The organism is Streptococcus sp. CCH5-D3 (assembly GCF_001556435.1).
GTDB lineage: Bacteria > Bacillota > Bacilli > Lactobacillales > Streptococcaceae > Streptococcus.
In genome coordinates, this window is record NZ_LSIW01000139.1 from 13,770 (window position 1) to 37,982 (window position 24,213).

The 24,213-nt window shown below is 40.6% G+C and carries 29 protein-coding genes and 1 tRNA gene; 27 read left to right on the forward strand and 3 right to left on the reverse strand.

Annotated features, from left to right (window positions below; translation table 11 throughout):
* Positions 1 to 70 precede the first annotated feature (70 nt).
* From murB to AX662_RS09050, 6 genes are all read left to right on the forward strand, one after another.
* On the forward strand, positions 71 to 973 hold the full coding sequence (gene murB / locus AX662_RS09025; protein ID WP_060972234.1) for a UDP-N-acetylmuramate dehydrogenase: 903 nt from the start codon (positions 71 to 73) through the stop codon (positions 971 to 973).
* A gap of 46 nt (positions 974 to 1,019) precedes the next feature.
* Entirely contained in the window at positions 1,020 to 2,174 is a 1,155-nt protein-coding gene (locus tag AX662_RS09030; RefSeq protein ID WP_002884517.1) for an ABC transporter ATP-binding protein, read from the forward strand.
* Positions 2,158 to 2,952 carry an ABC transporter permease gene (locus AX662_RS09035; protein WP_060972235.1) on the forward strand — a complete coding sequence of 265 codons (795 nt, stop codon included), beginning with the start codon at positions 2,158 to 2,160 and terminating at the stop codon, positions 2,950 to 2,952. The genes AX662_RS09030 and AX662_RS09035 overlap by 17 nt, the downstream gene beginning before the upstream one ends.
* Positions 2,949 to 3,728 carry an ABC transporter permease gene (locus AX662_RS09040; protein WP_037598343.1) on the forward strand — a complete coding sequence of 260 codons (780 nt, stop codon included), beginning with the start codon at positions 2,949 to 2,951 and terminating at the stop codon, positions 3,726 to 3,728. The genes AX662_RS09035 and AX662_RS09040 overlap by 4 nt, the downstream gene beginning before the upstream one ends.
* Positions 3,721 to 4,788, forward strand: a complete 1,068-nt coding sequence (locus AX662_RS09045; protein WP_060972236.1) for an ABC transporter substrate-binding protein — start codon at positions 3,721 to 3,723, stop codon at positions 4,786 to 4,788. Before AX662_RS09040 ends, AX662_RS09045 begins: the two co-directional genes overlap by 8 nt.
* 189 nt (positions 4,789 to 4,977) lie before the next feature.
* Positions 4,978 to 5,877 carry an SPFH domain-containing protein gene (locus AX662_RS09050; RefSeq protein WP_002891518.1) on the forward strand — a complete coding sequence of 300 codons (900 nt, stop codon included), beginning with the start codon at positions 4,978 to 4,980 and terminating at the stop codon, positions 5,875 to 5,877.
* Positions 5,878 to 5,920: 43 nt separating this feature from the next.
* Here the strand turns inward: AX662_RS09050 and gloA are convergent, their stop codons facing one another.
* Entirely contained in the window at positions 5,921 to 6,316 is a 396-nt protein-coding gene (gene gloA / locus AX662_RS09055; RefSeq protein WP_060972237.1) for a lactoylglutathione lyase, read from the reverse strand.
* A gap of 115 nt (positions 6,317 to 6,431) precedes the next feature.
* Here gloA and AX662_RS09060 point away from each other — a divergent pair, with 115 nt between their 5' ends.
* From AX662_RS09060 to AX662_RS09125, 14 genes are all read left to right on the forward strand, one after another.
* A complete protein-coding gene (locus tag AX662_RS09060; RefSeq protein WP_060972238.1) occupies positions 6,432 to 7,325 on the forward strand; it encodes an ROK family protein in 894 nt (297 codons plus the stop codon).
* Between the two features lie 162 nt (positions 7,326 to 7,487).
* Positions 7,488 to 8,582, forward strand: a complete 1,095-nt coding sequence (gene serC, locus AX662_RS09065; RefSeq protein ID WP_060972239.1) for a 3-phosphoserine/phosphohydroxythreonine transaminase — start codon at positions 7,488 to 7,490, stop codon at positions 8,580 to 8,582.
* Positions 8,583 to 8,594: 12 nt separating this feature from the next.
* A complete protein-coding gene (locus AX662_RS09070; RefSeq protein ID WP_060972240.1) occupies positions 8,595 to 9,152 on the forward strand; it encodes a GNAT family acetyltransferase in 558 nt (185 codons plus the stop codon).
* Positions 9,153 to 9,170: 18 nt separating this feature from the next.
* Positions 9,171 to 10,349 carry a 3-phosphoglycerate dehydrogenase family protein gene (locus AX662_RS09075; RefSeq protein ID WP_060972241.1) on the forward strand — a complete coding sequence of 393 codons (1,179 nt, stop codon included), beginning with the start codon at positions 9,171 to 9,173 and terminating at the stop codon, positions 10,347 to 10,349.
* Positions 10,350 to 10,404: 55 nt separating this feature from the next.
* Positions 10,405 to 10,899: a methylated-DNA--[protein]-cysteine S-methyltransferase gene (locus tag AX662_RS09080; protein ID WP_060972242.1), complete on the forward strand. Its 495-nt coding sequence runs from the start codon at positions 10,405 to 10,407 to the stop codon at positions 10,897 to 10,899.
* 35 nt (positions 10,900 to 10,934) lie between these two features.
* Complete coding sequence (locus tag AX662_RS09085) at positions 10,935 to 11,288, forward strand: arsenate reductase family protein (RefSeq protein WP_037598335.1); 354 nt, start codon at positions 10,935 to 10,937, stop codon at positions 11,286 to 11,288.
* A 57-nt stretch (positions 11,289 to 11,345) separates the two neighbouring features.
* Positions 11,346 to 11,416 (forward strand) — tRNA-Thr (locus tag AX662_RS09090).
* A gap of 152 nt (positions 11,417 to 11,568) precedes the next feature.
* Positions 11,569 to 11,943, forward strand: coding sequence for a CidA/LrgA family protein (locus tag AX662_RS09095; protein ID WP_037598332.1), 375 nt, complete (start codon positions 11,569 to 11,571; stop codon positions 11,941 to 11,943).
* Positions 11,936 to 12,631: an LrgB family protein gene (locus AX662_RS09100; RefSeq protein ID WP_060972243.1), complete on the forward strand. Its 696-nt coding sequence runs from the start codon at positions 11,936 to 11,938 to the stop codon at positions 12,629 to 12,631. The genes AX662_RS09095 and AX662_RS09100 overlap by 8 nt, the downstream gene beginning before the upstream one ends.
* An 85-nt stretch (positions 12,632 to 12,716) precedes the next feature.
* Positions 12,717 to 13,277, forward strand: coding sequence for an HAD-IA family hydrolase (locus tag AX662_RS09105; RefSeq protein ID WP_048673773.1), 561 nt, complete (start codon positions 12,717 to 12,719; stop codon positions 13,275 to 13,277).
* A complete protein-coding gene (gene gyrB, locus AX662_RS09110; RefSeq protein ID WP_002891505.1) occupies positions 13,278 to 15,230 on the forward strand; it encodes a DNA topoisomerase (ATP-hydrolyzing) subunit B in 1,953 nt (650 codons plus the stop codon).
* Between the two features lie 96 nt (positions 15,231 to 15,326).
* Positions 15,327 to 17,051, forward strand: coding sequence for a septation ring formation regulator EzrA (gene ezrA / locus AX662_RS09115; protein ID WP_060972244.1), 1,725 nt, complete (start codon positions 15,327 to 15,329; stop codon positions 17,049 to 17,051).
* 111 nt (positions 17,052 to 17,162) lie between these two features.
* On the forward strand, positions 17,163 to 17,810 hold the full coding sequence (serB, locus tag AX662_RS09120; RefSeq protein WP_060972245.1) for a phosphoserine phosphatase SerB: 648 nt from the start codon (positions 17,163 to 17,165) through the stop codon (positions 17,808 to 17,810).
* Between the two features lie 223 nt (positions 17,811 to 18,033).
* Positions 18,034 to 18,273, forward strand: coding sequence for a hypothetical protein (locus tag AX662_RS09125; protein ID WP_002884756.1), 240 nt, complete (start codon positions 18,034 to 18,036; stop codon positions 18,271 to 18,273).
* A 36-nt stretch (positions 18,274 to 18,309) separates the two neighbouring features.
* On the opposite strand, the gene AX662_RS09130 is transcribed toward AX662_RS09125, so the two are convergent.
* Together AX662_RS09130 and AX662_RS09135 are read right to left on the reverse strand one after the other, a co-directional pair.
* Positions 18,310 to 19,200, reverse strand: coding sequence for a DMT family transporter (locus tag AX662_RS09130; protein WP_060972246.1), 891 nt, complete (start codon positions 19,198 to 19,200; stop codon positions 18,310 to 18,312).
* Positions 19,201 to 19,316: 116 nt separating this feature from the next.
* On the reverse strand, positions 19,317 to 19,682 hold the full coding sequence (locus AX662_RS09135) for a hypothetical protein (protein ID WP_037601648.1): 366 nt from the start codon (positions 19,680 to 19,682) through the stop codon (positions 19,317 to 19,319).
* 248 nt (positions 19,683 to 19,930) lie between these two features.
* On the opposite strand from AX662_RS09135, the gene AX662_RS09145 reads away from it, so the two are divergent.
* From AX662_RS09145 to obgE, 7 genes are all read left to right on the forward strand, one after another.
* Entirely contained in the window at positions 19,931 to 20,296 is a 366-nt protein-coding gene (locus AX662_RS09145; RefSeq protein WP_037598323.1) for an OsmC family protein, read from the forward strand.
* A gap of 93 nt (positions 20,297 to 20,389) precedes the next feature.
* A complete protein-coding gene (locus AX662_RS09150) occupies positions 20,390 to 20,773 on the forward strand; it encodes a PaaI family thioesterase (protein ID WP_060972248.1) in 384 nt (127 codons plus the stop codon).
* A 13-nt stretch (positions 20,774 to 20,786) separates the two neighbouring features.
* The gene (locus AX662_RS09155) at positions 20,787 to 21,455 is read left to right on the forward strand and encodes a hypothetical protein (protein WP_229040629.1); all 669 of its coding nucleotides are present in this window, start codon (positions 20,787 to 20,789) and stop codon (positions 21,453 to 21,455) included.
* Entirely contained in the window at positions 21,440 to 21,760 is a 321-nt protein-coding gene (locus AX662_RS10990; protein WP_229040630.1) for a GyrI-like domain-containing protein, read from the forward strand. The genes AX662_RS09155 and AX662_RS10990 overlap by 16 nt, the downstream gene beginning before the upstream one ends.
* On the forward strand, positions 21,761 to 22,492 hold the full coding sequence (locus AX662_RS09165; RefSeq protein ID WP_060972249.1) for a pseudouridine synthase: 732 nt from the start codon (positions 21,761 to 21,763) through the stop codon (positions 22,490 to 22,492).
* A gap of 80 nt (positions 22,493 to 22,572) precedes the next feature.
* On the forward strand, positions 22,573 to 22,701 hold the full coding sequence (locus tag AX662_RS10450) for a DUF4044 domain-containing protein (protein ID WP_002884629.1): 129 nt from the start codon (positions 22,573 to 22,575) through the stop codon (positions 22,699 to 22,701).
* A gap of 94 nt (positions 22,702 to 22,795) precedes the next feature.
* Entirely contained in the window at positions 22,796 to 24,109 is a 1,314-nt protein-coding gene (gene obgE / locus AX662_RS09170) for a GTPase ObgE (RefSeq protein WP_002891491.1), read from the forward strand.
* The last annotated feature ends 104 nt before the right edge of the window (positions 24,110 to 24,213 follow it).

A 24,213-nucleotide genomic window follows, 5' to 3' on the forward strand; every position in this document is an offset into this window, starting at 1 on the left:
TAGTAATATGGGGAAGTCTATCACGATACCTACAAAGAAATAAATGTATAGAAAAAGTATGGAAAATAACATGTTAGATGAACTTAAAGAAGATTTAGTGGGGATTGATATTCGTTTCGACGAACCCTTAAAACGTTATACATATACCAAGGTTGGTGGTCCAGCGGATTATTTGGCCTTTCCACGTAACCGCTATGAACTCTCTCGTATTGTCAAATTTGCTAATAAGCATGACATTCCTTGGATGGTGCTCGGTAATGCCAGTAATTTGATTGTCCGTGACGGTGGTATCAGAGGTTTTGTGATTATGTTTGACAGACTTAATGGTATTGCAGTTAATGGTTATCAAATTGAAGCTGAAGCGGGGGCTAATTTGATTGCGACAACCAAGGTGGCTCGTTTCCAAAGTTTGACTGGTTTTGAATTTGCAGCGGGGATTCCAGGTAGTGTTGGTGGTGCCGTCTATATGAATGCGGGTGCCTATGGTGGTGAGATTGCCCATATCTTGGTTTCTGCTCAGGTTCTTACAAAAGACGGAGATATTCGTACGATTGATGCAAGAGATATGCGTTTTGGTTATCGTCGTTCGGTGCTCCAAGAAACAGGTGAAGTGGTTATTTCAGCTAAATTTAACCTCAAACCAGGAGACTACGAGCAAATCAAGAATGAGATGAATCGTCTCAATCATTTGCGAGAGCTTAAACAACCTCTTGAATACCCTTCATGTGGTTCGGTCTTTAAACGCCCACCAGGTCACTTTGCAGGTCAGCTGATTATGGAAGCTAACCTCAGGGGACATCGTATCGGGGGTGTTGAGGTGTCAACTAAGCACGCTGGCTTCATGGTTAATGTCGATCAAGGAACAGCAAAAGACTATGAAGACCTTATTTCAGATGTTATCGCTAAGGTTAAGGAAAATTCAGGTGTTACACTAGAGCCTGAAGTACGTATCATTGGCGACGAATTAAACTAATAAAACCCTATCCCTATATTTGCTATCCATGGAGGATTTATGACAATTGACTAATCCGATTATTGCCTTTCGAAACGTCTCAAAAGTGTTTGAAGACAGTGGCACACAAGTTTTAAAAGACATCAACTTTGAACTAGAAGAAGGTAAGTTCTATACCCTTCTTGGGGCTTCTGGTTCTGGTAAATCAACGATTTTGAACATCATTGCAGGTCTCTTAGATGCGACCAGTGGTGACGTCCTTTTGGATGGAAAACGTATCAATGATATTCCTATCAATAAAAGGGATGTTCACACCGTTTTCCAATCTTATGCCCTCTTTCCACATATGAATGTCTTTGACAATGTGGCTTTTGCCCTTAAATTGAAAAAGGTGCCTAAAAAGGAAATTGAAGAGCGTGTAGAAGAAGCCTTAAAGATGGTTCAACTAAATGGTTATCAAAAGCGCTCGATTCAAAAATTATCAGGTGGTCAACGTCAACGTGTGGCTATTGCTCGTGCGATTATTAACCAACCACGTGTAGTCCTTTTGGATGAGCCTTTGTCAGCACTGGATTTGAAACTACGTACTGAAATGCAATACGAGTTGCGCGAATTGCAACAACGTTTAGGGATTACTTTTGTCTTTGTCACTCACGACCAGGAAGAGGCCTTGGCCATGTCGGACTGGATTTTTGTTATGAATGATGGTGAAATTGTTCAATCAGGAACTCCGGTTGATATCTATGACGAACCGATTAATCACTTCGTTGCAACCTTTATTGGAGAATCTAACATCCTACCAGGCGTTATGATTGAGGACTATTTGGTTGAGTTCAATGGGAAACGTTTTGAATCTGTTGATGGAGGAATGCGTCCTAATGAACCTGTCGAAGTGGTGATTCGTCCTGAAGATTTACAGATTACACTTCCTGAGGAAGGCAAATTGCAAGTTCGCGTGGAAACTCAGCTCTTCCGTGGGGTCCACTATGAAATCATTGCCTATGACAATCTTGGTAATGAATGGATGATTCATTCAACCCGTAAGGCGATTGAGGGTGAGATTATCGGTCTTGATTTTACGCCTGAGGATATTCATATCATGCGTCTTAATGAGACAGAAGAAGAATTCGATGCTCGTATTGAAGAATATGTGGAAGTGGAAGAGCATGAAGATGGCTTGATTAATGCCATTGAGGAGGAGCGCTATGAAGAAAACAGCTAGCCTCTTCTCGGTTCCTTACCTCCTTTGGCTCCTACTCTTCGTGGTTGCTCCAGTGCTTATGCTACTCTATCAGTCTTTCTTTGACATCAGTGGCAACTTTACTTTGGACAATTATGGTACCTTCTTTTCCAGTTGGACTTACTTAAGGATGAGTTTTAACTCGGTTCTTTATGCAGCCATCATTACTCTGGTAACCCTTCTCATTTCTTATCCGACGGCATATCTTTTAACCAGACTAAAGCATAAGCAACTTTGGTTGATGTTGGTCATTTTGCCAACCTGGGTCAACCTCCTTCTGAAAGCCTATGCTTTTATGGGGATTTTTGGGCAACAAGGTGGTATCAATGCCTTTCTCGGCTTCTTTGGGATTGCACCCATGCAAATTCTCTTTACGGATTTCTCCTTCATTTTCGTGGCTAGCTACATTGAAATTCCCTTTATGATTCTACCGATTTTCAATGCACTGGATGATTTGGATGAAAATATTGTGAGTGCGAGTAAAGATTTGGGAGCCAATGATTGGCAGACCTTTACCAAGGTTATTTTTCCCTTATCGCTTAATGGGGTACGCTCTGGTGTCCAGTCTGTCTTTATTCCTAGTCTCAGCCTCTTTATGCTGACACGCTTGATTGGTGGTAACCGAGTTATCACCCTAGGGACAGCTATTGAACAGCATTTCCTCACGACACAAAACTGGGGAATGGGGGCAACCATTGGTGTTGTTCTTATTGCTGCTATGATTGCGACAATGTGGTTAACAAAGGAGAGACGTCAATGAAAAAATTTGCAAATCTCTATTTAGCTCTTGTCTTTGTTATCCTTTATTTGCCAATCTTCTATTTAATCGCCTATTCTTTCAATAGTGGTGGCGATATGAATAGCTTCACTGGCTTTACTCTGGATAACTACCAGAGCATGTTTTCAGATAGCCGACTTATGTTAATTCTGGCTCAAACCTTCTTTTTAGCTTTCCTTAGTGCTCTTCTGGCGACGATTATTGGTACCTTTGGGTCTATCTTTATCTATGAGAGCAAACAGAAGCAACAGACTGGGATTTTATCTCTAAATAACGTACTCATGGTTGCACCGGACGTCATGATTGGTGCGAGTTTCTTGATTCTTTTCACCTTGATTGGTTTCCAACTCGGTTTTGTATCGGTTTTGTTGAGTCACATTGCCTTCTCAATCCCAATTGTGGTTCTCATGGTTTTACCACGTCTCAAGGAAATGAATCGAGACATGGTGAATGCAGCTTATGACCTGGGTGCGACCCAATGGCAGATGTTACGTGAGGTTATGTTGCCATACTTGACACCTGGTATTATCGCTGGTTATTTCATGGCCTTTACCTATTCTTTGGATGACTTCGCAGTAACCTTCTTTGTTACGGGGAATGGTTTTTCAACACTTGCTGTGGAAATATACTCACGTGCCCGTAAAGGGATTTCCTTGGAAATCAATGCCCTATCAACGGTTGTCTTCTTGTTCTCTATTCTTCTAGTCATTGGATATTATATGATTACCAAGGAGAGAAAGGAGGAGCACGATGCGTAAACTCTATCAATTTCTGGCAGGGATTTTAGCAATTATTTTCTGCCTTTGGGGAATTTCTGCCTACATGCAAAGTCGTACAGGAAATGTGTCGGACAAGCTTGTTATTTATAACTGGGGTGATTATATTGATCCTGATCTTTTGACCAAGTTCACTAAAGAAACAGGAATCAAGGTCCAGTATGAAACTTTTGATTCCAACGAAGCTATGTATACTAAGATTAAGCAAGGTGGTACGACATACGACATTGCTGTGCCGTCAGACTATACCATTGATAAAATGGTCAAGGAAGACCTTTTGGTGAAGTTGGATAAATCTAAAATCCATGGCTTTGATCAGATTGGCTCAAGTTTTAAGGGGCTTAGTTTCGATCCTAATAATGACTATTCTATCCCTTATTTTTGGGGGACAGTCGGAATCGTCTATAATACGAAATTGGTGAAAAAAGCACCTCAGCACTGGAATGATCTTTGGTCACCCGAATACAGAAACCAGATTATGCTGGTTGATGGCGCGCGTGAAGTCCTTGGCTTCTCACTCAATAGCCTGGGATATAGCTTGAATACCAAGAACATGACTGAATTACGTTTGGCTGAAACTAAACTTGATAGTCTGACACCAAATATCAAAGCTATTGTTGGTGATGAGATGAAGGGCTACATGGTTCAAGGTGATGCGGCTATTGGAGTAACCTTCTCAGGGGAAGCCAGTGAGATGCTTGATAAAAATGAGGACCTACGTTATGTTGTCCCATCAGAAGGCTCAAATCTTTGGTTTGACAATCTAGTGATTCCTAAAACTGTGAAGCATGAGAAGGAAGCCTATGCCTTTATTAACTTCATGCTTAAACCGGAAAATGCAGCGCAAAATGCTGAATATATTGGTTATGCCACACCTAACGAGGCAGCCAAAGCCTTACTTCCAAAGAGTATTACGGATGATAAGGCCTTTTACCCATCAGAATCAACCATTAAAAACCTTGAAGTCTATAATAACCTAGGTCAAAAGTGGCTAGGAATCTATAACGATATTTACCTTCAAGTTAAGATGTATCGTAAATAAAAAGTTACCTTTTGACCTTTAGCTTCTAAAATCGGTCAAAAAAATACGAGAGGCTGAAACGCTAGTGTTTCAGCCTCTTTTCTGATTGTCCAAGTGCTTGAAAAAGATATACTATTTTTCTTGAAAAATTGTATTGCTGTGCTATAATAAAGCAAAGAAATTTTTAATGTTTATTTTGGAGGACTTAACATGCAAGCAGCATTTCTCTTTTTACTGATTTCATTCTTGATTATCTTGGGAATTCTCATCAGTATGCTTTATGTCGTACGTCAACAGTCAGTAGCTATCGTTGAACGTTTTGGACGCTATCAAAAAATCGCAACGAGTGGTATCCATATGCGTTTGCCATTTGGTATCGATAAAATTGCAGCTCGTATTCAACTACGTTTGCTTCAAAGTGAGATTGTGGTCGAAACCAAGACCAAGGACAATGTCTTTGTCATGATGAATGTAGCCACTCAATATCGTGTAAATGAGCAAAATGTTACAGATGCTTATTACAAACTCATGCGTCCAGAGGCTCAAATCAAATCATACATTGAGGACGCCCTTCGTTCATCAGTTCCTAAATTGACGCTTGATGAGCTTTTTGAGAAAAAGGATGAGATTGCCCTTGAGGTTCAACACCAAGTAGCAGAAGAAATGACAACTTATGGTTATATCATTGTTAAGACCTTGATTACCAAAGTTGAGCCAGATGCTGAAGTTAAGCAGTCTATGAACGAAATCAATGCTGCCCAACGTAAGCGTGTGGCAGCCCAAGAATTGGCAGAAGCTGATAAGATTAAGATTGTCACAGCAGCCGAAGCCGAAGCTGAAAAAGATCGTCTTCATGGTGTTGGTATTGCCCAACAACGTAAGGCTATCGTTGATGGTTTGGCTGAGTCTATTGCAGAACTTAAAGAGGCTAATGTGGGTATGTCTGAAGAGCAGATTATGTCTATTCTCTTGACTAACCAATATCTAGATACCCTTAATACTTTTGCGGCTAAAGGTAATCAAACCTTATTCTTGCCAAATAATCCAAACGGTGTGGATGATATTCGTACCCAAATTTTGTCAGCCTTGAAAGCAGATAATAAAAATTAAGCACAAAAAAAAAGTCAGATCTATACGATCTGACTTTTTTGATTTATTTTTCTAGGAATTGAGCCAAACGAATAACTTCAATCTTATAGCCATCTGGATCAGTGATAAAGTAATACATTTTTGGTTCACCAGGAAGACCTGAGAGGTCTGTAACAGTGTATCCAGCCTCTTTGTGAGCTTGGTGTGTAGCTTCTAAATCATCGACACCAACAGCGATATGACCGTATCCATCTCCTAAATCATAGGCTTCGTGGTCATAATTGTAGGTTAATTCCAACTCGTAATCAGGATCATCTTCGAGTTGCAAGTAGACAAGGGTGAACTTATATTCTGGAAAATCATTTCGACGAGCTTCTTTGAAACCAAGAGCTTCTTTATAAAATTTAAGTGAGGCTTCTAGGTCCTTGACACGGACACAAGTGTGTAGAAATTTAGTCATGTGAGATACTCCTTTTATCTAATTCTGTAAGTTTATGATAGCATTTTGAAACCGTTTTTTCTACTATTAGCTCTTTTATGCTATAATGACGAAAAACAATCTGTGGAGGATGATAATGACGATTTTAGCGATTGATTTTGGAGGAACACAGGTAAAGTCAGCACTTGTTTCGGAGGAGTTTGCCATTGAAAAAAGTCTGCCGACGCAGTCATCTCCACAAACCTTGGACCAAGCTATTGATGTTATTGATCATATAGTCACTTCAGTTGAAGCCAAGCTATCAGGTATTGCTATTAGTGTTCCTGGGACGGTTGATACTGAGGAAGGTGTCATTTATCATGGTGGCTTATTGAGATTTTTCCATGGTTTTCGTATTAAAGAGGTCCTTGAAGCCAAGTACCATTTGCCTGTAATGGCTCTTAATGATGGTAAAGCGGCAGCCTTGGCAGAGCTAGCCACAGGTCATTTGCAAGGAGTGACCAATGGTGCAGCCCTTGTTTTGGGTTCAGGTCTTGGTGGTGGACTTATAATTAATGGTAAACTTTTTCAAGGAAGTCACTTTCAAGCGGGCGAGTTGACCTTTATTTTACCAGTTCAAATGGAAAAAGTTGAGCCTTCATTGATGCGAGGCATGACTCTGTCAGCTGTAGGTTTAATTACCAAAATTAATGAAGTGTTAGGTAACTCTGACTTAAAGAATGGTTTAGCCGCATTTGAGGCAATTAATGTAGGAGATAAAATAGTCTATCCACTTTTTGAAAGCTATTGCCGTAACTTAGCCATTACCATTTTGAATCTTCAAACCATTTTTGATATGGAAACCTTTGTTATTGGAGGTGGTATTTCAGCCCAGCCTATTCTTATCGAGGAGGTCAATCGCCAGTTTGATAAGGTTCACCATGAGATTGACTTTATTGGTAAAATTATTAAACGTCCGAAGATTGTGGCCTGTCATCATCATAATGGAGCTAATCTGATTGGAGCAGCTTATTTTCTTAAGCAGAAATAAACGGATACTAAAATCAAAAGTTGATAGAATAATACATAAAATACTTAAATACCTAACTTTTTAAAGATGAACGGTTAATTCCGTTCGTTTTTTACTGTTAGGACTTTACAATATTCAGAAAATTCGCTATAATGGGACCATTAAAATTTTGGAGGTGTCTTTATGACAATTTATAATTTCTCAGCAGGACCTGCTACATTACCAAAACCAGTGCTTGAAAAAGCGCAGGCTGAATTGCTTAACTATCAAGATTCCGGTATGTCCGTGCTAGAAATGTCCCACCGTTCTCCAGAATTTGACAAGATCGTTAAAGATGCGGAAGCGACACTTCGTGAGCTCATGGCCATTCCTGATAACTATAAGGTTATTTTCTTGCAAGGTGGCGCTTCAACGCAATTTACAATGGTCCCACTTAACCTCGCTCAAGGTAAGAAAGCTTACTACCTTGTAGGTGGTTCATGGGGTAAAAAAGCTTATACAGAAGCTGTTAAACTTTCAAAAACCATTCCTTTCGAACCAATTCTTTTGGCCTCTTCAGAAGAAACTGTTTACGATCACATCCCAAGTTTTGACCCATCAACAATTGATCCAGAAGCTGCTTATGTTCACTTGACAACGAACAATACCATTGAAGGTACAGCTATCTACGATTTGCCTGATACTAACGGTGTGCCAATTGTAGCTGATATGTCTTCAAATATTTTGGCTGCTCGCTACAATGTTGAGGACTTTGCCCTTATCTACGCTGGAGCTCAAAAAAATATCGGACCAGCTGGTGTAACAGTAGTTATCGTTCGTGAGGACTTCCTAAATGACCAGCCACAATTGTCTGCCATGTTGGATTATCGTATTCAAGCTGAAGCAGGATCACTTTACAATACACCACCATGTTTCAACATCTATATTTCAAAACTCGTCTTTGACTGGGTTAAAAATGAAATTGGTGGCGTAGACAAGATGGCTGAAATTCAACGCGAAAAATCAGGACTTCTCTACGATTACATTGAGTCATCTGATTTCTACACAAACCCTGTCAAAGATGCCAAGGATCGTTCTGTCTGCAACATTCCATTCGTCACACCAAGTAAAGAGTTGGATGCTAAGTTTGTAGCAGAAGCAGATGCTCTTGGCTTCAAGAATATCAAAGGACACCGTTCAGTAGGTGGTATGCGTGCTAGTGTTTATAATGCTTTCCCACGTCAAGGTGTGCTTGATTTGATTGACTTTATGAAGAAATTTGAAGCCGAAAATAAATAATTAGGTAAAGAGATGGAAATTAGACAAGCCTTTCCAAATGAAATTGGGGCTATTATGACTGTCATTGAGAGTGCTAGAACTGCTTTAGTAGAAGCTGGTAGCACCCAATGGCAAGGAGCTGATGGTTACCCTACTGAAGAAACAATCTTCGACGATGTCCTTAAGGGACAGGCCTATGTAGGACTCATTGATGGTCAAATTGTTTCTTATGCTGCGGTGGTTGCTGATGGAGACCCTGCTTACGACAAAATCTATGATGGAGACTGGAAACATCACAATAAGCGCTACATTACTTTCCATAGGGTTGCTGTTTTGACTGAGGTTACGGGTCAAAGGGTCGCTCAAACCTTTATTCAAGGTCTTATTGAGGGAACTGATGCTCATGATTTTCGTTGCGATACACATGAAAAGAATCTTATCATGCAGCATATTTTGGAGAAACTTGGCTATGTCTATTGTGGCAAGGTCCCTATTGATGGTGAACGTCTTGCTTATCAGAAAATCAAAACCAAACGTGAAAAAGCCTTTTATCAAGAAGTTGATGAAGCAGCTCACCACGGGATACATTGATTTAAGAGGAATAAAATTATGGTATTTAGTGTAAAAACATATAACAATATTAACCAGATTGGTTTGAAGGAACTTGGAAATCATTTCCAAATTGATGGTGATTTAGCGGAAAATCCAGATGCCTACATCATTCGTAGTCAAAATCTCCATAATACCGTCTTCCCTGACAACTTGAAAGCTATTGCGCGTGCTGGTGCAGGAACTAACAATATTCCAGTTGACGAAGCAACTGAAAAAGGAATTGTTGTCTTCAATACTCCAGGTGCCAATGCTAACGCTGTTAAAGAAGCTGTTCTGGCCTCTATCTTACTCTCAGCACGTGACTATATTGCGGCCAATGCTTGGGTTAACACACTTAGTGGTGACGATGTTCCTAAACAAATTGAAGCAGGCAAGAAACAGTTTGCTGGTAGCGAGATTGCTGGTAAGACCCTTGGTGTTATCGGGCTTGGTGCTATTGGTGCACGTATTGCCAATGATGCTTACCGTTTGGGTATGAAGGTCTATGGTTACGATCCATACGTTTCTATTGAAGCAGCTTGGAATATTTCTCACCATGTAAGACGTGTTTCTGATCTCAAAGAGATTTTTGAAAACTGTGATTATATCACTGTTCACGTTCCATTGACACCTGACACAAAAGGAACTTTCAATGCGGATGCCTTTAACCTTATGCAAAAAGGGACAACTATCATTAACTTTGCCCGTGCAGAGTTGGTAGATAACGATGCCCTCTTTGATGCTTTGGAAACAGGTGTGGTTAAACGTTATATCACCGACTTTGGTACAGAAGAGCTACTTAATAAACCTCATGTGACTGTCTTCCCACACGTTGGAGGATCAACAGGTGAAGCAGAACTTAACTGTGCGATTATGGCCGGTCAAACCATTCGTCGTTTCATGGAAACAGGTGAGATTGTTAACTCTGTTAACTTCCCACGTGTGCAACAGGCCTTGAGTGCCCCATACCGTATCACCTTGATTAATAAAAACGTGCCTAATATTGTGGCTCGTATCTCTACAGCGGTTTCTGATTTTAATATCAATATTGATAATATCATCAACCGTTCTAAGGGTGAATATGCCTATACACTTCTTGACCTTGATGAAACAGACAAGTCTAAGATTGATGAATTGGTTGCTAAGTTTGAAGCTAGTGACAATATCGTTCGTGTGCGTTTGATTAAAGGTAAATAATAAGAGTTAATTGACAGGAACAAGAGATTCCTGTCTTTTTTGTTATAATAAAGACATGCTTTATCGTCAGTATTATTTATCTCCTATTGGACGCTTGTGCTTGGTGGCAAGTGACCAAGCACTTTATGGCATTTGGTTGGAGGGACAAAAGCATTTTCAGGCAGGTATTAAGGAAGAGGAATTAGTAGACACCTCAAATCCTATCTTGAAAATGACGAGGGATTGGTTAGAGGCTTATTTTAAAGGTAATAATCCAAGTCCAGATACCCTCCCTCTAGCAGATAGAGGGACAGCCTTTCAGCTAAAAGTTTGGTCAGCTTTACGGGACATTCCTGCGGGTCAGAGCAGAACTTATAGTCAGATTGGTAAAGTGATTTCATGTCAATCGGCACAGGCCGTAGGAACTGCTGTTGGTAAGAATCCATGGTTGATTCTCGTCCCTTGTCATCGGGTTCTTCCTAGTAGTGGTCATATAGGAAAATATGCAGCAGGAGAAGAAGCCAAGCGTTTTTTACTTCATTTAGAAGGCATTAGGTTTGACAAGTCTTAGACAGATATTTTATGCTAGAAAAAAAGGAGAAAAAAATGTACACATTTTATGAATATCCCAAATGTAGCACTTGTCGTAAGGCAAAGGCGGAACTCAATCAATTAGGTTTAGATGTTAAATCTATTAATATTAAGGAAAACCCACCTTCGGCTCAGTTTTTAAAAGAGCTTTTGGCAGGGTCAGATTTAGAGCTTAAGAAATTCTTTAATACGAGTGGACAATCCTACCGATCTCTAGGATTAAAGGATAAGCTACCAACGCTATCTCTTGATGAAGCTGTTGAACTCTTAGCTTCAGATGGTATGTTGATTAAACGTCCTATCTTGATTAAAGATGGTAAGGTTTTACAGGTTGGTTACCGTACGCCTTACCAAGACTTAAATTTATAAAAAATAAGCAAAAAATCTTGCCACAGTAAATAGAAATATGGTAAGATTAAAACAGTTGCCGCTATAGTTAAATGGTATAATAGAGCAATGGTAATGCTCCGTTCCGAGTTCAATTCTCGGTGGTGGCATCTGTGATAGAGTCCAGCCTTTAGGTTGGATTTTTTTATATTCAAAGGGGCTGATTTATGGCTCTCAAATTTTCAAAAGAATTTACTGAAAACTCTTGATATTCAAAAAAAAAGGAGTAGACTAATAGGTGATTAAACCTAGGAGGCAAGTTGTGAAATACTACGTTCAATTCATGTTGATTTGTTTGTTTGCCGTTATTGGTGAAGCTCTGTCAACATTCTTCAAATTACCTATTCCTGGAAGCATTATTGGCTTATTCTTGCTTCTGATTGCTCTTCAGCTTAAGTGGATTCGTCTACGTCATATACATGCTGTGGCAGAATTTTTAATTGCCAATATGACTATTCTATTTTTGCCAGCAGGTGTCGGTATTATGGAACGTTGGAATGCTATTTCAGCGAATATTGTCCCTATTATTTTGATTATTATGGGAGCTTTGGTTCTTAATATTGTAGTGATTGCAGTAGTCGTCGGTTTCATCAAAAAACATTTTGAAGGTGATTACGAGGAGGTTAAACGTGGCTAATTTTTTTAACACACCCTTGTTTGGGCTAACACTTTCTGTACTAGCTTACACAATAGGGCTATTGATTTATCGACGTTTCCCTAATCCTTTGACGACGCCTCTTCTTGTATCGACTGCCCTGATTATCGTCATTTTGCACTATACAGGAATTTCCTACAAGGATTACTATGTCGGTGGCTCTTATCTTAACAGTTTGATTATTCCTTCAACAGTCGCGCTAGCAGTTCCTTTTTATAAAAATCTACACCTCATGCGCCATCACTATAAGAGTATTCTAATTGGATCAACGGTTGCTTGTGTTCTAAATACGACATACACGGCCTTGATTGCTAAGCTTTTTGGAATGGATTATTTTTTGGCTATTTCGCTCTTTCCTAAGTCTGTAACGACTGCCATGGCTGTGGGAATTTCGGAAAAAATGCAGGGGATTACGACGGTAACCTTGGTTGTAGTTGTTATTACGGGTATCTTAACCTCTGTCTTAGGTCCTGTCTTTCTAAAAATGATTGGGATTAAAGACCCAGTCGCTATCGGACTTTCACTAGGAGGAACCGGACACGCTGTAGGTACAGGAACTGCCTTCAGATATGGTCAGGTTGCCGGTGCCATGGGTGGTCTCTCAATTGCTGTGACAGGGATTCTATATGTCTTTATTAGTCCTATTGTGGCGAGTTTGATTCTGAAATAAAAAATTAAGGTTTGGATAGGTTTTCCAAGCCTTTTTAGCTGTGAAAAGCAAGCAAAATCTGACCTTTTATGTTATAATTAAGGTTATGAATTATGGAGATTATATCTGGGATTTGGGTGGTACCTTGTTGGATAATTACCAGGTATCAACCCAAGCCTTTCTAGCAACTTTAGAACAATTTGAGCGTACAGCAGAACCTCAAGCAGTCTATGATGCCCTTAAGGTATCAACGAGCACTGCCATTGCTATGTTTGCGCCTGATATAGCTGATTTTCGAACCCTATATAAGCAGGAGGAAGCCAAGCATTTACAGGAACCTGTTCTTTTTGAAGGTGCTAGGGCTGTCCTAGCTAAGATTGTGACCGAAGGTGGGCGTAATTTTTTGGTTAGCCACCGTAATCACTTGGTGCTAGACATCCTTGATAAAGCAGAAATTGCCTCTTATTTTACAGAGGTTGTAACTTCTGAAAATGGTTTTGCTAGAAAGCCGAGTCCAGATAGTTTCCTTTATTTAATTAAAAAATACGATATTAAACACGGCTTGGTCATTGGTGACCGCCAGATAGATATAGAGGCAGGAAAAGTAGCGGGTCTGGATACCTTGCTTGTTGATGGCCATAAATCATTATTGGAGATTGTGACATAAATGACTGATGAATTAAAAAATCTTGAAGAAAAAGCGCAAGAATATGATGCCAGCCAGATTCAAGTCCTAGAGGGACTTGAAGCGGTACGTATGCGCCCAGGTATGTATATTGGCTCAACCTCAAAAGAAGGGTTGCATCATTTGGTATGGGAGATTGTCGATAACTCAATTGATGAGGCCTTGGCTGGTTTCGCCACTCATATCCAAGTCTTTATTGAGCCGGACAATTCTATTACGGTTGTCGATGATGGTCGTGGTATTCCAGTCGATATCCAAGAAAAAACTGGCCGTCCTGCGGTAGAAACTGTCTTTACAGTACTTCACGCTGGTGGTAAATTCGGCGGAGGCGGTTATAAGGTCTCTGGTGGTTTGCACGGGGTTGGTTCTTCGGTCGTTAATGCCCTCTCAACACAACTTGATGTTAAGGTTTATAAAAATGGCCATATCCACTTCCAAGAGTATAAACGTGGGGTAGTGGTAGCAGATTTGGCAGTAATTGGTGAAACAGAGAAACATGGTACGACTGTTCACTTTACGCCAGACCCAGAGATTTTCCAAGAGACAACCGAGTTTGATTTTGGAAAATTGGCTAAACGTATCCAAGAATTAGCCTTTTTGAACAAGGGGCTCCGTATCTCTATCACAGATAAGCGTGAAGGTCTCAAACAAGAGAAACATTATCACTACGAAGGTGGTATCACATCCTATGTGAAATACATCAATGAAAATAAGGATGTTATCTTTGATGAACCTATCTACACTGATGGTGAGATGGATGGTATTTCGGTTGAAGTTGCTATGCAATACACGACTGGCTATCATGAAACGGTAATGAGTTTTGCCAACAACATTCACACCCATGAGGGTGGTACTCACGAACAAGGTTTCCGAACAGCCTTAACGCGTGTCATTAATGACTATGCACGTCAGAATAAGATTCTCAAAGAAAAAGATGATAATTTGACAGGGGATGATGTTCGTGAAGGTTTGACTGCTATCATCTCTGTTAAACATCCAAACCCACAGTTTGAAGGTCAAACCAAGACCAAGCTTGGAAACTCTGAAGTGGTTAAGATTACCAATCGTCTCTTCAGTGAAGCTTTGAGTCGCTTCCTCTTGGAAAATCCTGCTATCGCTAAGAAGATTGTTGAAAAAGGGATTTTGGCTTCTAAGGCCCGTATCGCCGCTAAGCGTGCCCGTGAAGTGACACGTAAGAAGTCAGGTCTTGAAATTTCTAACCTTCCAGGGAAGTTGGCAGACTGTTCATCGAATAATGCTGAAATGAATGAACTTTTCATTGTCGAAGGGGACTCAGCCGGTGGATCTGCTAAATCAGGTCGTAATCGTGAATTCCAAGCTATTCTGCCAATTCGAGGTAAGATTTTGAACGTTGAAAAGGCTAGCATGGATAAGATTCTAGCCAATGAAGAAATTCGTTCTCTCTTCACAGCTATGGGAACAGGTTTTGGAGCTGAATTTGATGTCAGCAAGGCTCGTTACCACAAGTTGGTAATCATGACCGATGCCGATGTCGATGGGGCCCATATCCGTACTTTGCTTCTGACTTTGATTTACCGCTTTATGCGTCCAGTCTTGGAAGCAGGCTATGTCTACATTGCTCAACCACCAATTTATGGGGTTAAGGTTGGTTCTGAGATTAAAGAATACATCCAACCTGGTGCCGATCAAGAAGACAAATTGCGTGCTGCTTTTGAAAAGTATAGTGTGGGACGTTCAAAACCTACAGTACAACGTTATAAAGGTTTGGGTGAAATGGATGACCACCAACTTTGGGAAACTACCATGGACCCTGAAAATCGTTTGATGGCACGTGTTTCTGTGGATGATGCTGCAGAGGCCGATAAGATTTTCGATATGCTGATGGGAGACAAGGTTGAACCTCGCCGAGAATTTATCGAAGAAAATGCCGTTTACAGTACTCTAGATATCTAATATTCTTTTAGAAAAGGGTGCAATGCTAGGATAACTATGATATAATCGTAATGTTATTCTACATTTATGAACATAATAGACGATTAAGGAGAAACTATGTCTAGCGGAATTGTTTTACTGATTGTAGTGGTAGTTATGCTCGTAATTATCGCTTACTTAGTCGGTATTCTTATTAGAAAACGAAATGATTCGCGGATTGCACAGCTTGAAGAACGCAAGCAAAAATTGTTTGACTTGCCAATTAACGAAGAAATTGAAGAAGTTAAAAAGCTTCACTTGATTGGACAAAGTCAAACAACATTCCGTGAATGGCATCAGAAATGGATTGATATCTCGACAAATTCATTCGCAGATATTGAAAATCATATTTTCGAAGCTGAAAATATGAATGATACCTTCCATTTCTTCAAGGCTAGTGGTGAAATCAATAACATTGAGAGTCAGTTAGATCTTGTGGAAGAAGACATCAAGTCTATCCGCGAAGCGCTCTCAACCTTGAAAGAACAAGAAGAAAAGAACAGTGCTCGCGTTAAGCATGCATTAGACTTGTACGAAGAGTTGCAAAACTCAATCGAGGAAAACTCTGATAATTTCGGTTCTACCATGACCGAAATCAATAAGCAACTTAAAAACATTGAAGCTGAGTTTGCAGAATTCGTGACTCTTAACTCATCAGGTGACCCTGTTGAAGCATCTACTATCTTGGATCGTGCAGAAGAGCACACTATTGCATTGGGTCAAATTTCAGAGAAGATTCCTGCTATTGTAGCTAAGTTGGAAGATGATTTCCCAGATCAGTTGGATGATTTGGAATCTGGCTATCGCAAGTTGATTGAGCAAAATTATCACTTCCCTGAGAAAAATATCGAACGTCGCTTCCAAGAAATTCGTGAAGCTATCCGTTCAAACTCAAGTGAGTTGGTTTCTCTTGATTTAGACCGTGCGGAAGAAGAAAACGCTGAGATTCAAGAAAAAATTGATAACTTGTATAGCATTTTTGAACGTGAAATTGCCTCATACAAGGTTGTTATGCGTCAAAAGAAAATTTTGCCAGATTATCTCAAGCATGCTAAAGAAAACAACAAGAAACTTCAAGAAGAGCTTGAGCGTCTTATGTTGACTTACATCTTCGATGAAATATATGCGGCAGATGTTCGTAGCTTTGCATCTGATATTTCAGGTGTGGAGACGGCTGTTCTTCCAACCCTTGAAAACTTTGAAACTCAGGTGAAACCATTCTCAGAACTTGAGAAAATCTTTGAAAAGAGTCTTAATACCTTGTCAGCTGTTGAAAACGGTCAGGTTGAGGTCTTTGAAAATCTTCAGGCTATTGAGAAAAACGAAGCTAAAGCACGTGAAGAGCTTGATCTTTATGTTAATAAATTGCATGTTATCAAGCGTTACATGGAAAAACGTAACCTGCCAGGTATTCCTCAATCCTTCTTGAGTGTATTCTTCTCAACTAGTGCTCAAATTGAGGCCCTTATGGACGAACTCAGCCGTGGCCGTATTAATATTGATGCGGTAATGCGTTTGACAGAAACATCTAAAAATGCCATTGATCATTTGGAAGAGACTGCTTACTTGGTTGTTCAAAATGCAACCTTGACTGAGCAACTCTTGCAATACTCAAACCGCTACCGTTCGTTCGAACCTGCTGTTCAAAGTAGCTTTGAGCATGCACTTAAATTGTTTGAGGTTGATCATGATTATGATGCATCTTTGGAAGAAATCTCTTATGCCTTGGAAACAGTTGAACCAGGTGTGACAGATCGTTTTGTATCATCTTACGAGAAGACACGCGAACAAATTCGTATGTAAGAGAAAGATTCTGGGCTATGGTCCAGAATTTTTTGTAAGGTCATTTTTTCATTTCATATTTGAATTAAATCTAGTGAAGGCTTATATAGACATCGAAGAATCGAGGAAATTATGTCAGAAGTTAAAGGTTTATTAGTTATGGACGTAGATTCTACGCTAGTCCAAGAAGAAGTTATTGATTTATTGGGAGAAGAAGCAGGCGTTGGTCAAAAGGTTGCTGAAATCACAGAGCGTGCCATGCGTGGAGAATTGGATTTTAGACAGGCCTTGAATGAGCGTGTGGCGACCCTCAAGGGATTGCCAGAGAGTATATTTGACAAGGTCTACGCCCGTATTCATTTCAACAAGGGAGCCAAGGAACTTGTAGATGAACTCCACGCCCGTGGCTTTAAGGTAGGCTTGGTTTCTGGAGGTTTCCATGAGACTGTGGATAGACTAGCAGTTGAAGCAGGAATCGATTATGTTAAGGCTAATCACCTAGAGGTGGTTGACGGTGTCTTAACTGGTAAGGTCTATGGTGATATTGTCACCAAAGATGTCAAGGTAGCCAAACTCAAAGATTGGGCAGCAGAAAATGGTCTCGAACTCTCGCAAACCATTGCTATGGGTGACGGTGCTAATGATTTGCCTATGATTAAGACAGCTGGCATCGGCATCGCCTTTTGTGCTAAACCAATCGTCCGTGAACAAGCGCCTTACCAAATCACAGAACCAGATTTGTATAAGGTGATTGAGATTTTGGATGGGGTTAAGAAATAGAACAGATAAAAAGAGTTCTTTGGATGATTCCAAGGGACTTTTCGGGCAGCAAAAAAGCACCGAATCGGTGCCACTTTCTCAAGTTGAATACGGACTAAGCCTTATTTTAACTTTGCTGTATTGTTTCGAATGGTTTCACTCCCCCATTGTAATGATTTTGGTTGACTTCTCTTCAAACGCATCTTATCATAGAGGAGTATAGTATTGAAATGGGGGAAGAGATATGTTATACGAATATCCAGCGATTTTTCACACGATTGAGGAAGGTTATCAAATTAGTTTTCCTGATTTTGGTCGTAGCATTAGGGCAGATTCTTTACCTCTTGCCATGACAAAAGCGTCTGTGTTCTTATCACATATTATTAAGGGGTATGGAGATAAGGCTTTACCTGAGCCGACTGCGGTAAGCAGCATTCCTAATGAGGAAGAACTCGTCGTGTTAATCCAAACAGAGCTTGATTAAGACTAAAAACTCTCGGAAGCTTAATTCCCGAGAGTTTTAGGTTTTATTGGCCACATAGACGCCCAAGACGACTAAAATTCCTGCAAAAATTTGTAAATACGAGAAGGGTTCTCCTAAGACGACGACAGCCGCTAGAATTGAGATAATTGTCGAAATCCCAATAAAGGATGCTGTTCGGTTAACCCCGATATTTGCGATGGCAAAATTTGATAGAAGATAGCCCAGAACACTGCATCCCAAGCCTTGATAAAGGATGGTGATAGTGAATTTTGGATTGGTCACAGGGAGTAGCAAGAGCTCTTTCAAATCGCCTGCTAGAAAGCCTTGGCTGAGTGCAAAGAGTCCAAATGTCAGGCAACCACTGGCAAGCATAAAATAAGTAATTTCAAGGCTACTGAATTGACTAGCCCTTTCAACATCAACGCAATACAGGGCGTAGGAGACAACTGCTAGACCTAGAATCAAGTAGCCCACCAGGGAGAAGTGGGTAGAACCGCCAGCAGCAAAGACAGCCATGATGATACCGACGAGGGTGGTGATGACACCGACCACCTGCCAACGGCTGGGCCATTCTTTTAAAATAAGGCTAGACATGATAAGGGCAACGACTGGGATGCAGGCGAGAAAGGCTCCGCTTTCAGAAGCCGTCGTCATACGAATACCAATTGTTTCACAGATAAAATAGATTATCGGATTGAGGATAGCAATACGTGTCAGGGGTTTAAGATTTCTACCATTAATTGTTATCCGACGTCGACTGATGAGAAAATAGAGGTTGATAAAAAGGAAGGCTGTGACAAAGCGCCAAGAGATTAAAGCCAGGTCACTGACCTGTGCTGTAATAGATTTGGTAAAGATAAAACTGAGCCCAAAGAGAATCTCACAAGTCGCTGCAGCCAAACATCCCAAGATGATTTTATTTTTCATTGTCTCACCTCCTGAATTTGGATTTCCACGCCTATTATAACACTTTCAGGAAGCGTTTACATCAATCTAAATCTAAAAAAATAGACTAGCAGAATAGCTAACCTTTTTTATCTTATTTAGTTACCAATTGAGACAGTTCCGTCTGATCCGACTTTGACGTTTGTACCGTCTTGGCTATTAACATCGACTGAACCATCTTGACCAACTGTTGCGCTGTTACCTTCGCTATCGTTAGCTTCTACAGTGTTATTGCCGTTTGTTTTTGCTGAGTTAGCGTTTCCGTCGCTGACTTCAGATGATCCATCTTTGTTGACTTTTACTGAAGCACTTGAATCAGTTGAAGAAGATTCTTTGGTCACCTTGCTTGATGATGGTGCTGAAGATGATGAGTCAGTTTTGTCTTTAGAGTTGCCACATGCTGCTAAGGTCAACAAGGCAAGAACTGAGACAGAGGCTAAAGTTAATTTAGAAAATGTTTTCATAATAGTCTCCCTTTTTTCTTAGTAAATTCATTTTAAATGAAAAAACAAAATTTTAAAAGCGCTTCCAGTCGTTTTTACTCAACTGTAACCCCTTGGTAATATCAGTGTTGTACAAGACTAATCTATTGGAAAATAAGAGCTGATAACCCTTACGCTTTCTGTTTTTTTTGATAGATATTTCAAATCGTTCAGCTCGGTCCTTAGCCCTCTCTTTGTTATAATAATAAAAAATAGATTGAGGTGACATGATGTATCAAACAACAATTAAAGGTGACAAACGATTCCATTCACTTTCAGAGGGGTATGGAGCACCTGTGGAACTTTTTGGCTATACGGAAGATGGGGAAACACCTATGAGCCTGGTGAATATTGCTTTGGCTTCTTGTGTGACCATGTGTCTACAGAGTTATTTTGCCAAGTATCAGGGAATTGAGGAGCTTGCTATTCAGGTTGATTCCAACTATGAAGAAGGGCATTTCACACTTGCGATTCATTTACCTAAGGATCTGATTTTGGAAAATGAACAAGAACTCTTGGCTTTTGTGGATAATTATTGTCGAGTGAAGAAGCTTTTTCGTGAAGATATTAAGGTTGATATTAGCTTAGCCAAATAAGCTTGTTATCCGTTATGAACTTCGTGTTATACTAGTAGATAAAGACGTGTCATTTCACTAGGTGTGAAATGAGCAACGATAGGAGGGCTTGCTATGGAAGACAAACTACATGAGATCCGTGTATTTGAGAATTTTCAAGAAGAACTATTTGAAACGGGACATGTTATCGTGACAACTAAGGTAGTCGAGAAGTCCCTAAATTATTTTGGTAATGCTCATGGGGGATATCTGTTTACGCTTTGTGACCAGGTCGCAGGGCTCGTGGCCATTTCAACAGGTGACTATGCGGTGACGCTTCAGTCTAATATCAATTATCTTAAGGCAGGGCATTTGTCTGACCAACTCAAGATTGAAGGATTATTTGTTCATAATGGCAAGACGACTAAGGTGGTGGAAGTTGTCGTTACTAATCAGGAAGAGAAAATTATTACAAGGGCTACATTTACTATGTATGTGACAGGCTCGGTCGAGGAATAGAAAAGGAGCGTTTATGTCAGATTTTCAAACCATGGATGACTTTGCGGTCTTTGTTAATGACTACCTGACACCAGACCAATTGAGCGTTCAAGCATATTCCTATGCATCTGACCAGCAGGAGCTCTCTCTTCTGGTGACCATTGACGATTATGAGATGATGTGTCGTTGGCATGCTGTCTGGACTTTTTCAGGTTTACATCAGGCCTTCTTTCAGTCTGTAATGGACTCGGATAACAGCTTTTCTATTGATAGTGATAGCTTGACTATGAAGGCTCGTTTAAGGGATCAAGAGCTCTTGTTTAAGGCAAACGGGCTTGAGATGGTGGTTGTCGATTTGCCTGAACCTCTTTTTCGTTTAGCTGATGTGTCTTTTAACGAAGGAGGCAAGCACTTTACCTACCTTTGTGAAGATCAAAGCGTTGTAGCAGAAGATTGGGTCTTGGTTCCTATAGGCTCTGGTAATGCCGAAAAAGAAGCATTTGTAGAAAAAATTTCCTATGTCCTAGCGGACGAGGTTCCAGTTGAGCTGACAAAACTGAAAAAGGTGATTCAAAAGTTGGATTTAGTAACCGTTCGTTATGATGTGAGGGTTGTTCGGAAGGGATTTTTGAGTTTTTCAGGGATGGCTTTTGAAGGCGAGGAATTAGGTAAGCCAACAGACTTCCTTTGGGTACTTTTTTAGCAGAACAAGATGATTTGGCTGTTCCTACCTATGGCATTCGGATCAATGATGGTAGTCGCAAGACTTATGTAACAGCCTTGGCTGGTGAGGATGATAGTATGGAAATGATTGCTCTAGCACCAGCTACTTATGCGATATTTAAACTTAGAGGGCCTGCAACGGCAGCTGTTTGGGAGAGTTTTCACTATGCTAAGAACCATTTTGAAATGATTGACCAGCCCACTGTAGAGGTTTATCTCCCAGGAAATCGTCAGGCTGAAGATTATGAGATGGAAGTTTGGATTCCAATAAAGGAGGAAGTTTAGATGCGTCTGGATAAGTTTTTGGTGGACTGTGGTGTCGGGAGTCGTAGTCAGGTCAAGATCTTTCTAAAAAAGAAGCAAGTGACTGTAAATGGTAAAGTGGAGACGTCACCTAAGGCTCAGATTGATGAGAATAAAGACCGAATTGCTTACTTGGGTCAGGAGCTGACACATGAGACCTTTGTTTACTATCTTTTAAATAAGCCTCAGGGTGTCATTTCAGCAACAGAGGATGCCCGTCACAAGACAGTGCTCGATTTACTCGATGACACAGCAAGACATAAGCAAGTTTTTCCAGTTGGTCGCTTGGATATTGACACTTATGGTCTTCTTCTATTGACCAATAATGGTGACTTAGCTCACGCCATGCTATCTCCAAAGAAACATGTGGACAAGATTTATCAAGCCAAGGTGGATGGTATCATGGATCAGGAGGATATCCTGGCTTTTGAAAAAGGGATTGAACTCAAAGACCACACTTGCCAACCAGCTAAACTAGAGATTGTATCCGTAGATAGGGATGCTGGGACTAGCTTGGTTCAGATTACCATTGCTGAGGGGAAATTCCATCAGATTAAGCGTATGGTAGCTGCTTGTGGTAAGGAAGTGACAGAGTTACAACGTATGAGTATGGGGCCTTTAAGTCTGCCAGATGATTTAGAACTTGGTGCTTGGCGACGTTTAACCGAGGAGGAGTTGGAAGCTTTAGCTGTTTTTGGGATTCCTTTGGCTTAAGCTAGTTAAGAGTTGCGAAATGGGCAGATTTTTGTTACTATTATTGTGAAATAATAGAAGAAAAAACGAGGTAAATTCAAGTGGCATTTGGAGATAACGGACCACGTAAGAAATCATTTTTTGAACGTCTAACAGTATTGGTCGTTTTGATTATGCTATTAGTAACAGTTGGGGCATTGATTTTCCAAGCAGTCGCAGCTGTCCTTTAAGACGCTATCAAGCGTTTTTTTGTGTCTGTCAGAAATTCTCTCATATGAGAATGCCTTTATATAGGACACATGAATCAGAAAGAGAGATATAGAGATGAGTATGTTTTTAGATACAGCCAAGATTAGTGTCAAAGCTGGTCGTGGTGGTGACGGGATGGTCGCTTTCCGTCGTGAGAAATATGTACCCAATGGCGGTCCTTGGGGCGGTGACGGTGGTAAGGGTGGCTCAGTCATTTTCAAGGTTGACGAAGGCTTGCGTACCCTTATGGATTTCCGTTATAACCGTAAATTCAAGGCTAAGAATGGCGAAAAAGGGATGACCAAGGGAATGCACGGTCGAGGTGCTGAAGACCTCATCGTTAGCATCCCGCCAGGTACGACAGTTCGTGATGCTGAGACCGGCAAAGTTATTACTGATTTGGTTGAAGATGGCCAAGAGTTTGTCATTGCTCACGGTGGACGTGGTGGTCGAGGAAATATCCGTTTTGCAACACCTCGTAACCCTGCTCCTGAAATCGCTGAAAATGGTGAACCAGGTGAAGAACGCGAACTTCAATTGGAATTGAAGATTTTGGCTGATGTTGGTTTGGTTGGTTTCCCATCTGTTGGTAAATCAACGATTCTCAGTGTGGTAACAGCAGCAAAACCAAAGATTGGTGCCTATCATTTTACGACAATTGTTCCTAACTTGGGAATGGTTCGTACTAAGTCAGGTGAGAGCTTTGCTATGGCTGACCTTCCAGGATTGATTGAGGGGGCTAGTCAGGGTGTTGGATTGGGAACGCAGTTCCTTCGCCACATTGAGCGTACACGTGTTATCCTTCATGTGATTGATATGTCAGCGAGTGAAGGGCGTGATCCTTACGAGGATTATCTTCAGATCAATAAAGAGTTGGAAACTTATAATCTTCGCTTGATGGAACGCCCACAAATTATTGTGGCTAATAAGATGGACATGCCTGAGGCTGAGGAAAACTTGAAAGAGTTTAAGGAAAAATTGGCTGCTAACTACGATGAATTCGATGAGTTGCCACAAATTTTCCCAATTTCAAGTTTGGCTCACCAAGGTTTGGAAAATCTCTTAGAAGCTACTGCAAAATTGCTTGATGAGACAGACGAATTCTTGCTTTATAGCGAAGATGATATGGAACAAGAAGAAGTTTACTACGGCTTTAACGAGGATGAACGTCCATTTGAAATTAGCCGTGACGACGATGCCTCATGGGTACTTTCTGGTGAGAAACTTGAAAAACTCTTTGTTATGACCAACATGGAACGTGACGAATCAATCATGAAATTTGCACGTCAATTGCGTGGTATGGGAGTTGATGAAGCGCTTCGTGAACGTGGTGCTAAGGATGGCGATATCGTTCGTATTGGTAACTTCGAATTTGAGTTTGTGGATTGACGTTGAAAGACTCTCTAAGTGCCAAGCACTTGATAGTCTACGGCAGCCGCTATGGCGTTCTGCCTATCAACCTCACTAACTGCGCAAAGTCGGTATAATCGACC

Excerpts from the sequence above, each read along its gene's own strand:
- murB (WP_060972234.1), top strand. The coding sequence starts at position 71 with ATGTTAGATGAACTTAAAGAAGATTTAGTGGGGATTGATATTCGTTTC.
- AX662_RS09035 (WP_060972235.1), top strand. The coding sequence starts at position 2,158 with ATGAAGAAAACAGCTAGCCTCTTCTCGGTTCCTTACCTCCTTTGGCTC.
- AX662_RS09040 (WP_037598343.1), top strand. The coding sequence starts at position 2,949 with ATGAAAAAATTTGCAAATCTCTATTTAGCTCTTGTCTTTGTTATCCTT.
- AX662_RS09045 (WP_060972236.1), top strand. The coding sequence starts at position 3,721 with ATGCGTAAACTCTATCAATTTCTGGCAGGGATTTTAGCAATTATTTTC.
- AX662_RS09050 (WP_002891518.1), top strand. The coding sequence starts at position 4,978 with ATGCAAGCAGCATTTCTCTTTTTACTGATTTCATTCTTGATTATCTTG.
- gloA (WP_060972237.1), bottom strand. The coding sequence starts at position 6,316 with ATGACTAAATTTCTACACACTTGTGTCCGTGTCAAGGACCTAGAAGCC.
- AX662_RS09060 (WP_060972238.1), top strand. The coding sequence starts at position 6,432 with ATGACGATTTTAGCGATTGATTTTGGAGGAACACAGGTAAAGTCAGCA.
- serC (WP_060972239.1), top strand. The coding sequence starts at position 7,488 with ATGACAATTTATAATTTCTCAGCAGGACCTGCTACATTACCAAAACCA.
- AX662_RS09070 (WP_060972240.1), top strand. The coding sequence starts at position 8,595 with ATGGAAATTAGACAAGCCTTTCCAAATGAAATTGGGGCTATTATGACT.
- AX662_RS09075 (WP_060972241.1), top strand. The coding sequence starts at position 9,171 with ATGGTATTTAGTGTAAAAACATATAACAATATTAACCAGATTGGTTTG.
- AX662_RS09080 (WP_060972242.1), top strand. The coding sequence starts at position 10,405 with ATGCTTTATCGTCAGTATTATTTATCTCCTATTGGACGCTTGTGCTTG.
- AX662_RS09085 (WP_037598335.1), top strand. The coding sequence starts at position 10,935 with ATGTACACATTTTATGAATATCCCAAATGTAGCACTTGTCGTAAGGCA.
- AX662_RS09105 (WP_048673773.1), top strand. The coding sequence starts at position 12,717 with ATGAATTATGGAGATTATATCTGGGATTTGGGTGGTACCTTGTTGGAT.
- gyrB (WP_002891505.1), top strand. The coding sequence starts at position 13,278 with ATGACTGATGAATTAAAAAATCTTGAAGAAAAAGCGCAAGAATATGAT.
- ezrA (WP_060972244.1), top strand. The coding sequence starts at position 15,327 with ATGTCTAGCGGAATTGTTTTACTGATTGTAGTGGTAGTTATGCTCGTA.
- serB (WP_060972245.1), top strand. The coding sequence starts at position 17,163 with ATGTCAGAAGTTAAAGGTTTATTAGTTATGGACGTAGATTCTACGCTA.
- AX662_RS09125 (WP_002884756.1), top strand. The coding sequence starts at position 18,034 with ATGTTATACGAATATCCAGCGATTTTTCACACGATTGAGGAAGGTTAT.
- AX662_RS09130 (WP_060972246.1), bottom strand. The coding sequence starts at position 19,200 with ATGAAAAATAAAATCATCTTGGGATGTTTGGCTGCAGCGACTTGTGAG.
- AX662_RS09135 (WP_037601648.1), bottom strand. The coding sequence starts at position 19,682 with ATGAAAACATTTTCTAAATTAACTTTAGCCTCTGTCTCAGTTCTTGCC.
- AX662_RS09145 (WP_037598323.1), top strand. The coding sequence starts at position 19,931 with ATGTATCAAACAACAATTAAAGGTGACAAACGATTCCATTCACTTTCA.
- AX662_RS09150 (WP_060972248.1), top strand. The coding sequence starts at position 20,390 with ATGGAAGACAAACTACATGAGATCCGTGTATTTGAGAATTTTCAAGAA.
- AX662_RS09155 (WP_229040629.1), top strand. The coding sequence starts at position 20,787 with ATGTCAGATTTTCAAACCATGGATGACTTTGCGGTCTTTGTTAATGAC.
- AX662_RS09165 (WP_060972249.1), top strand. The coding sequence starts at position 21,761 with ATGCGTCTGGATAAGTTTTTGGTGGACTGTGGTGTCGGGAGTCGTAGT.
- obgE (WP_002891491.1), top strand. The coding sequence starts at position 22,796 with ATGAGTATGTTTTTAGATACAGCCAAGATTAGTGTCAAAGCTGGTCGT.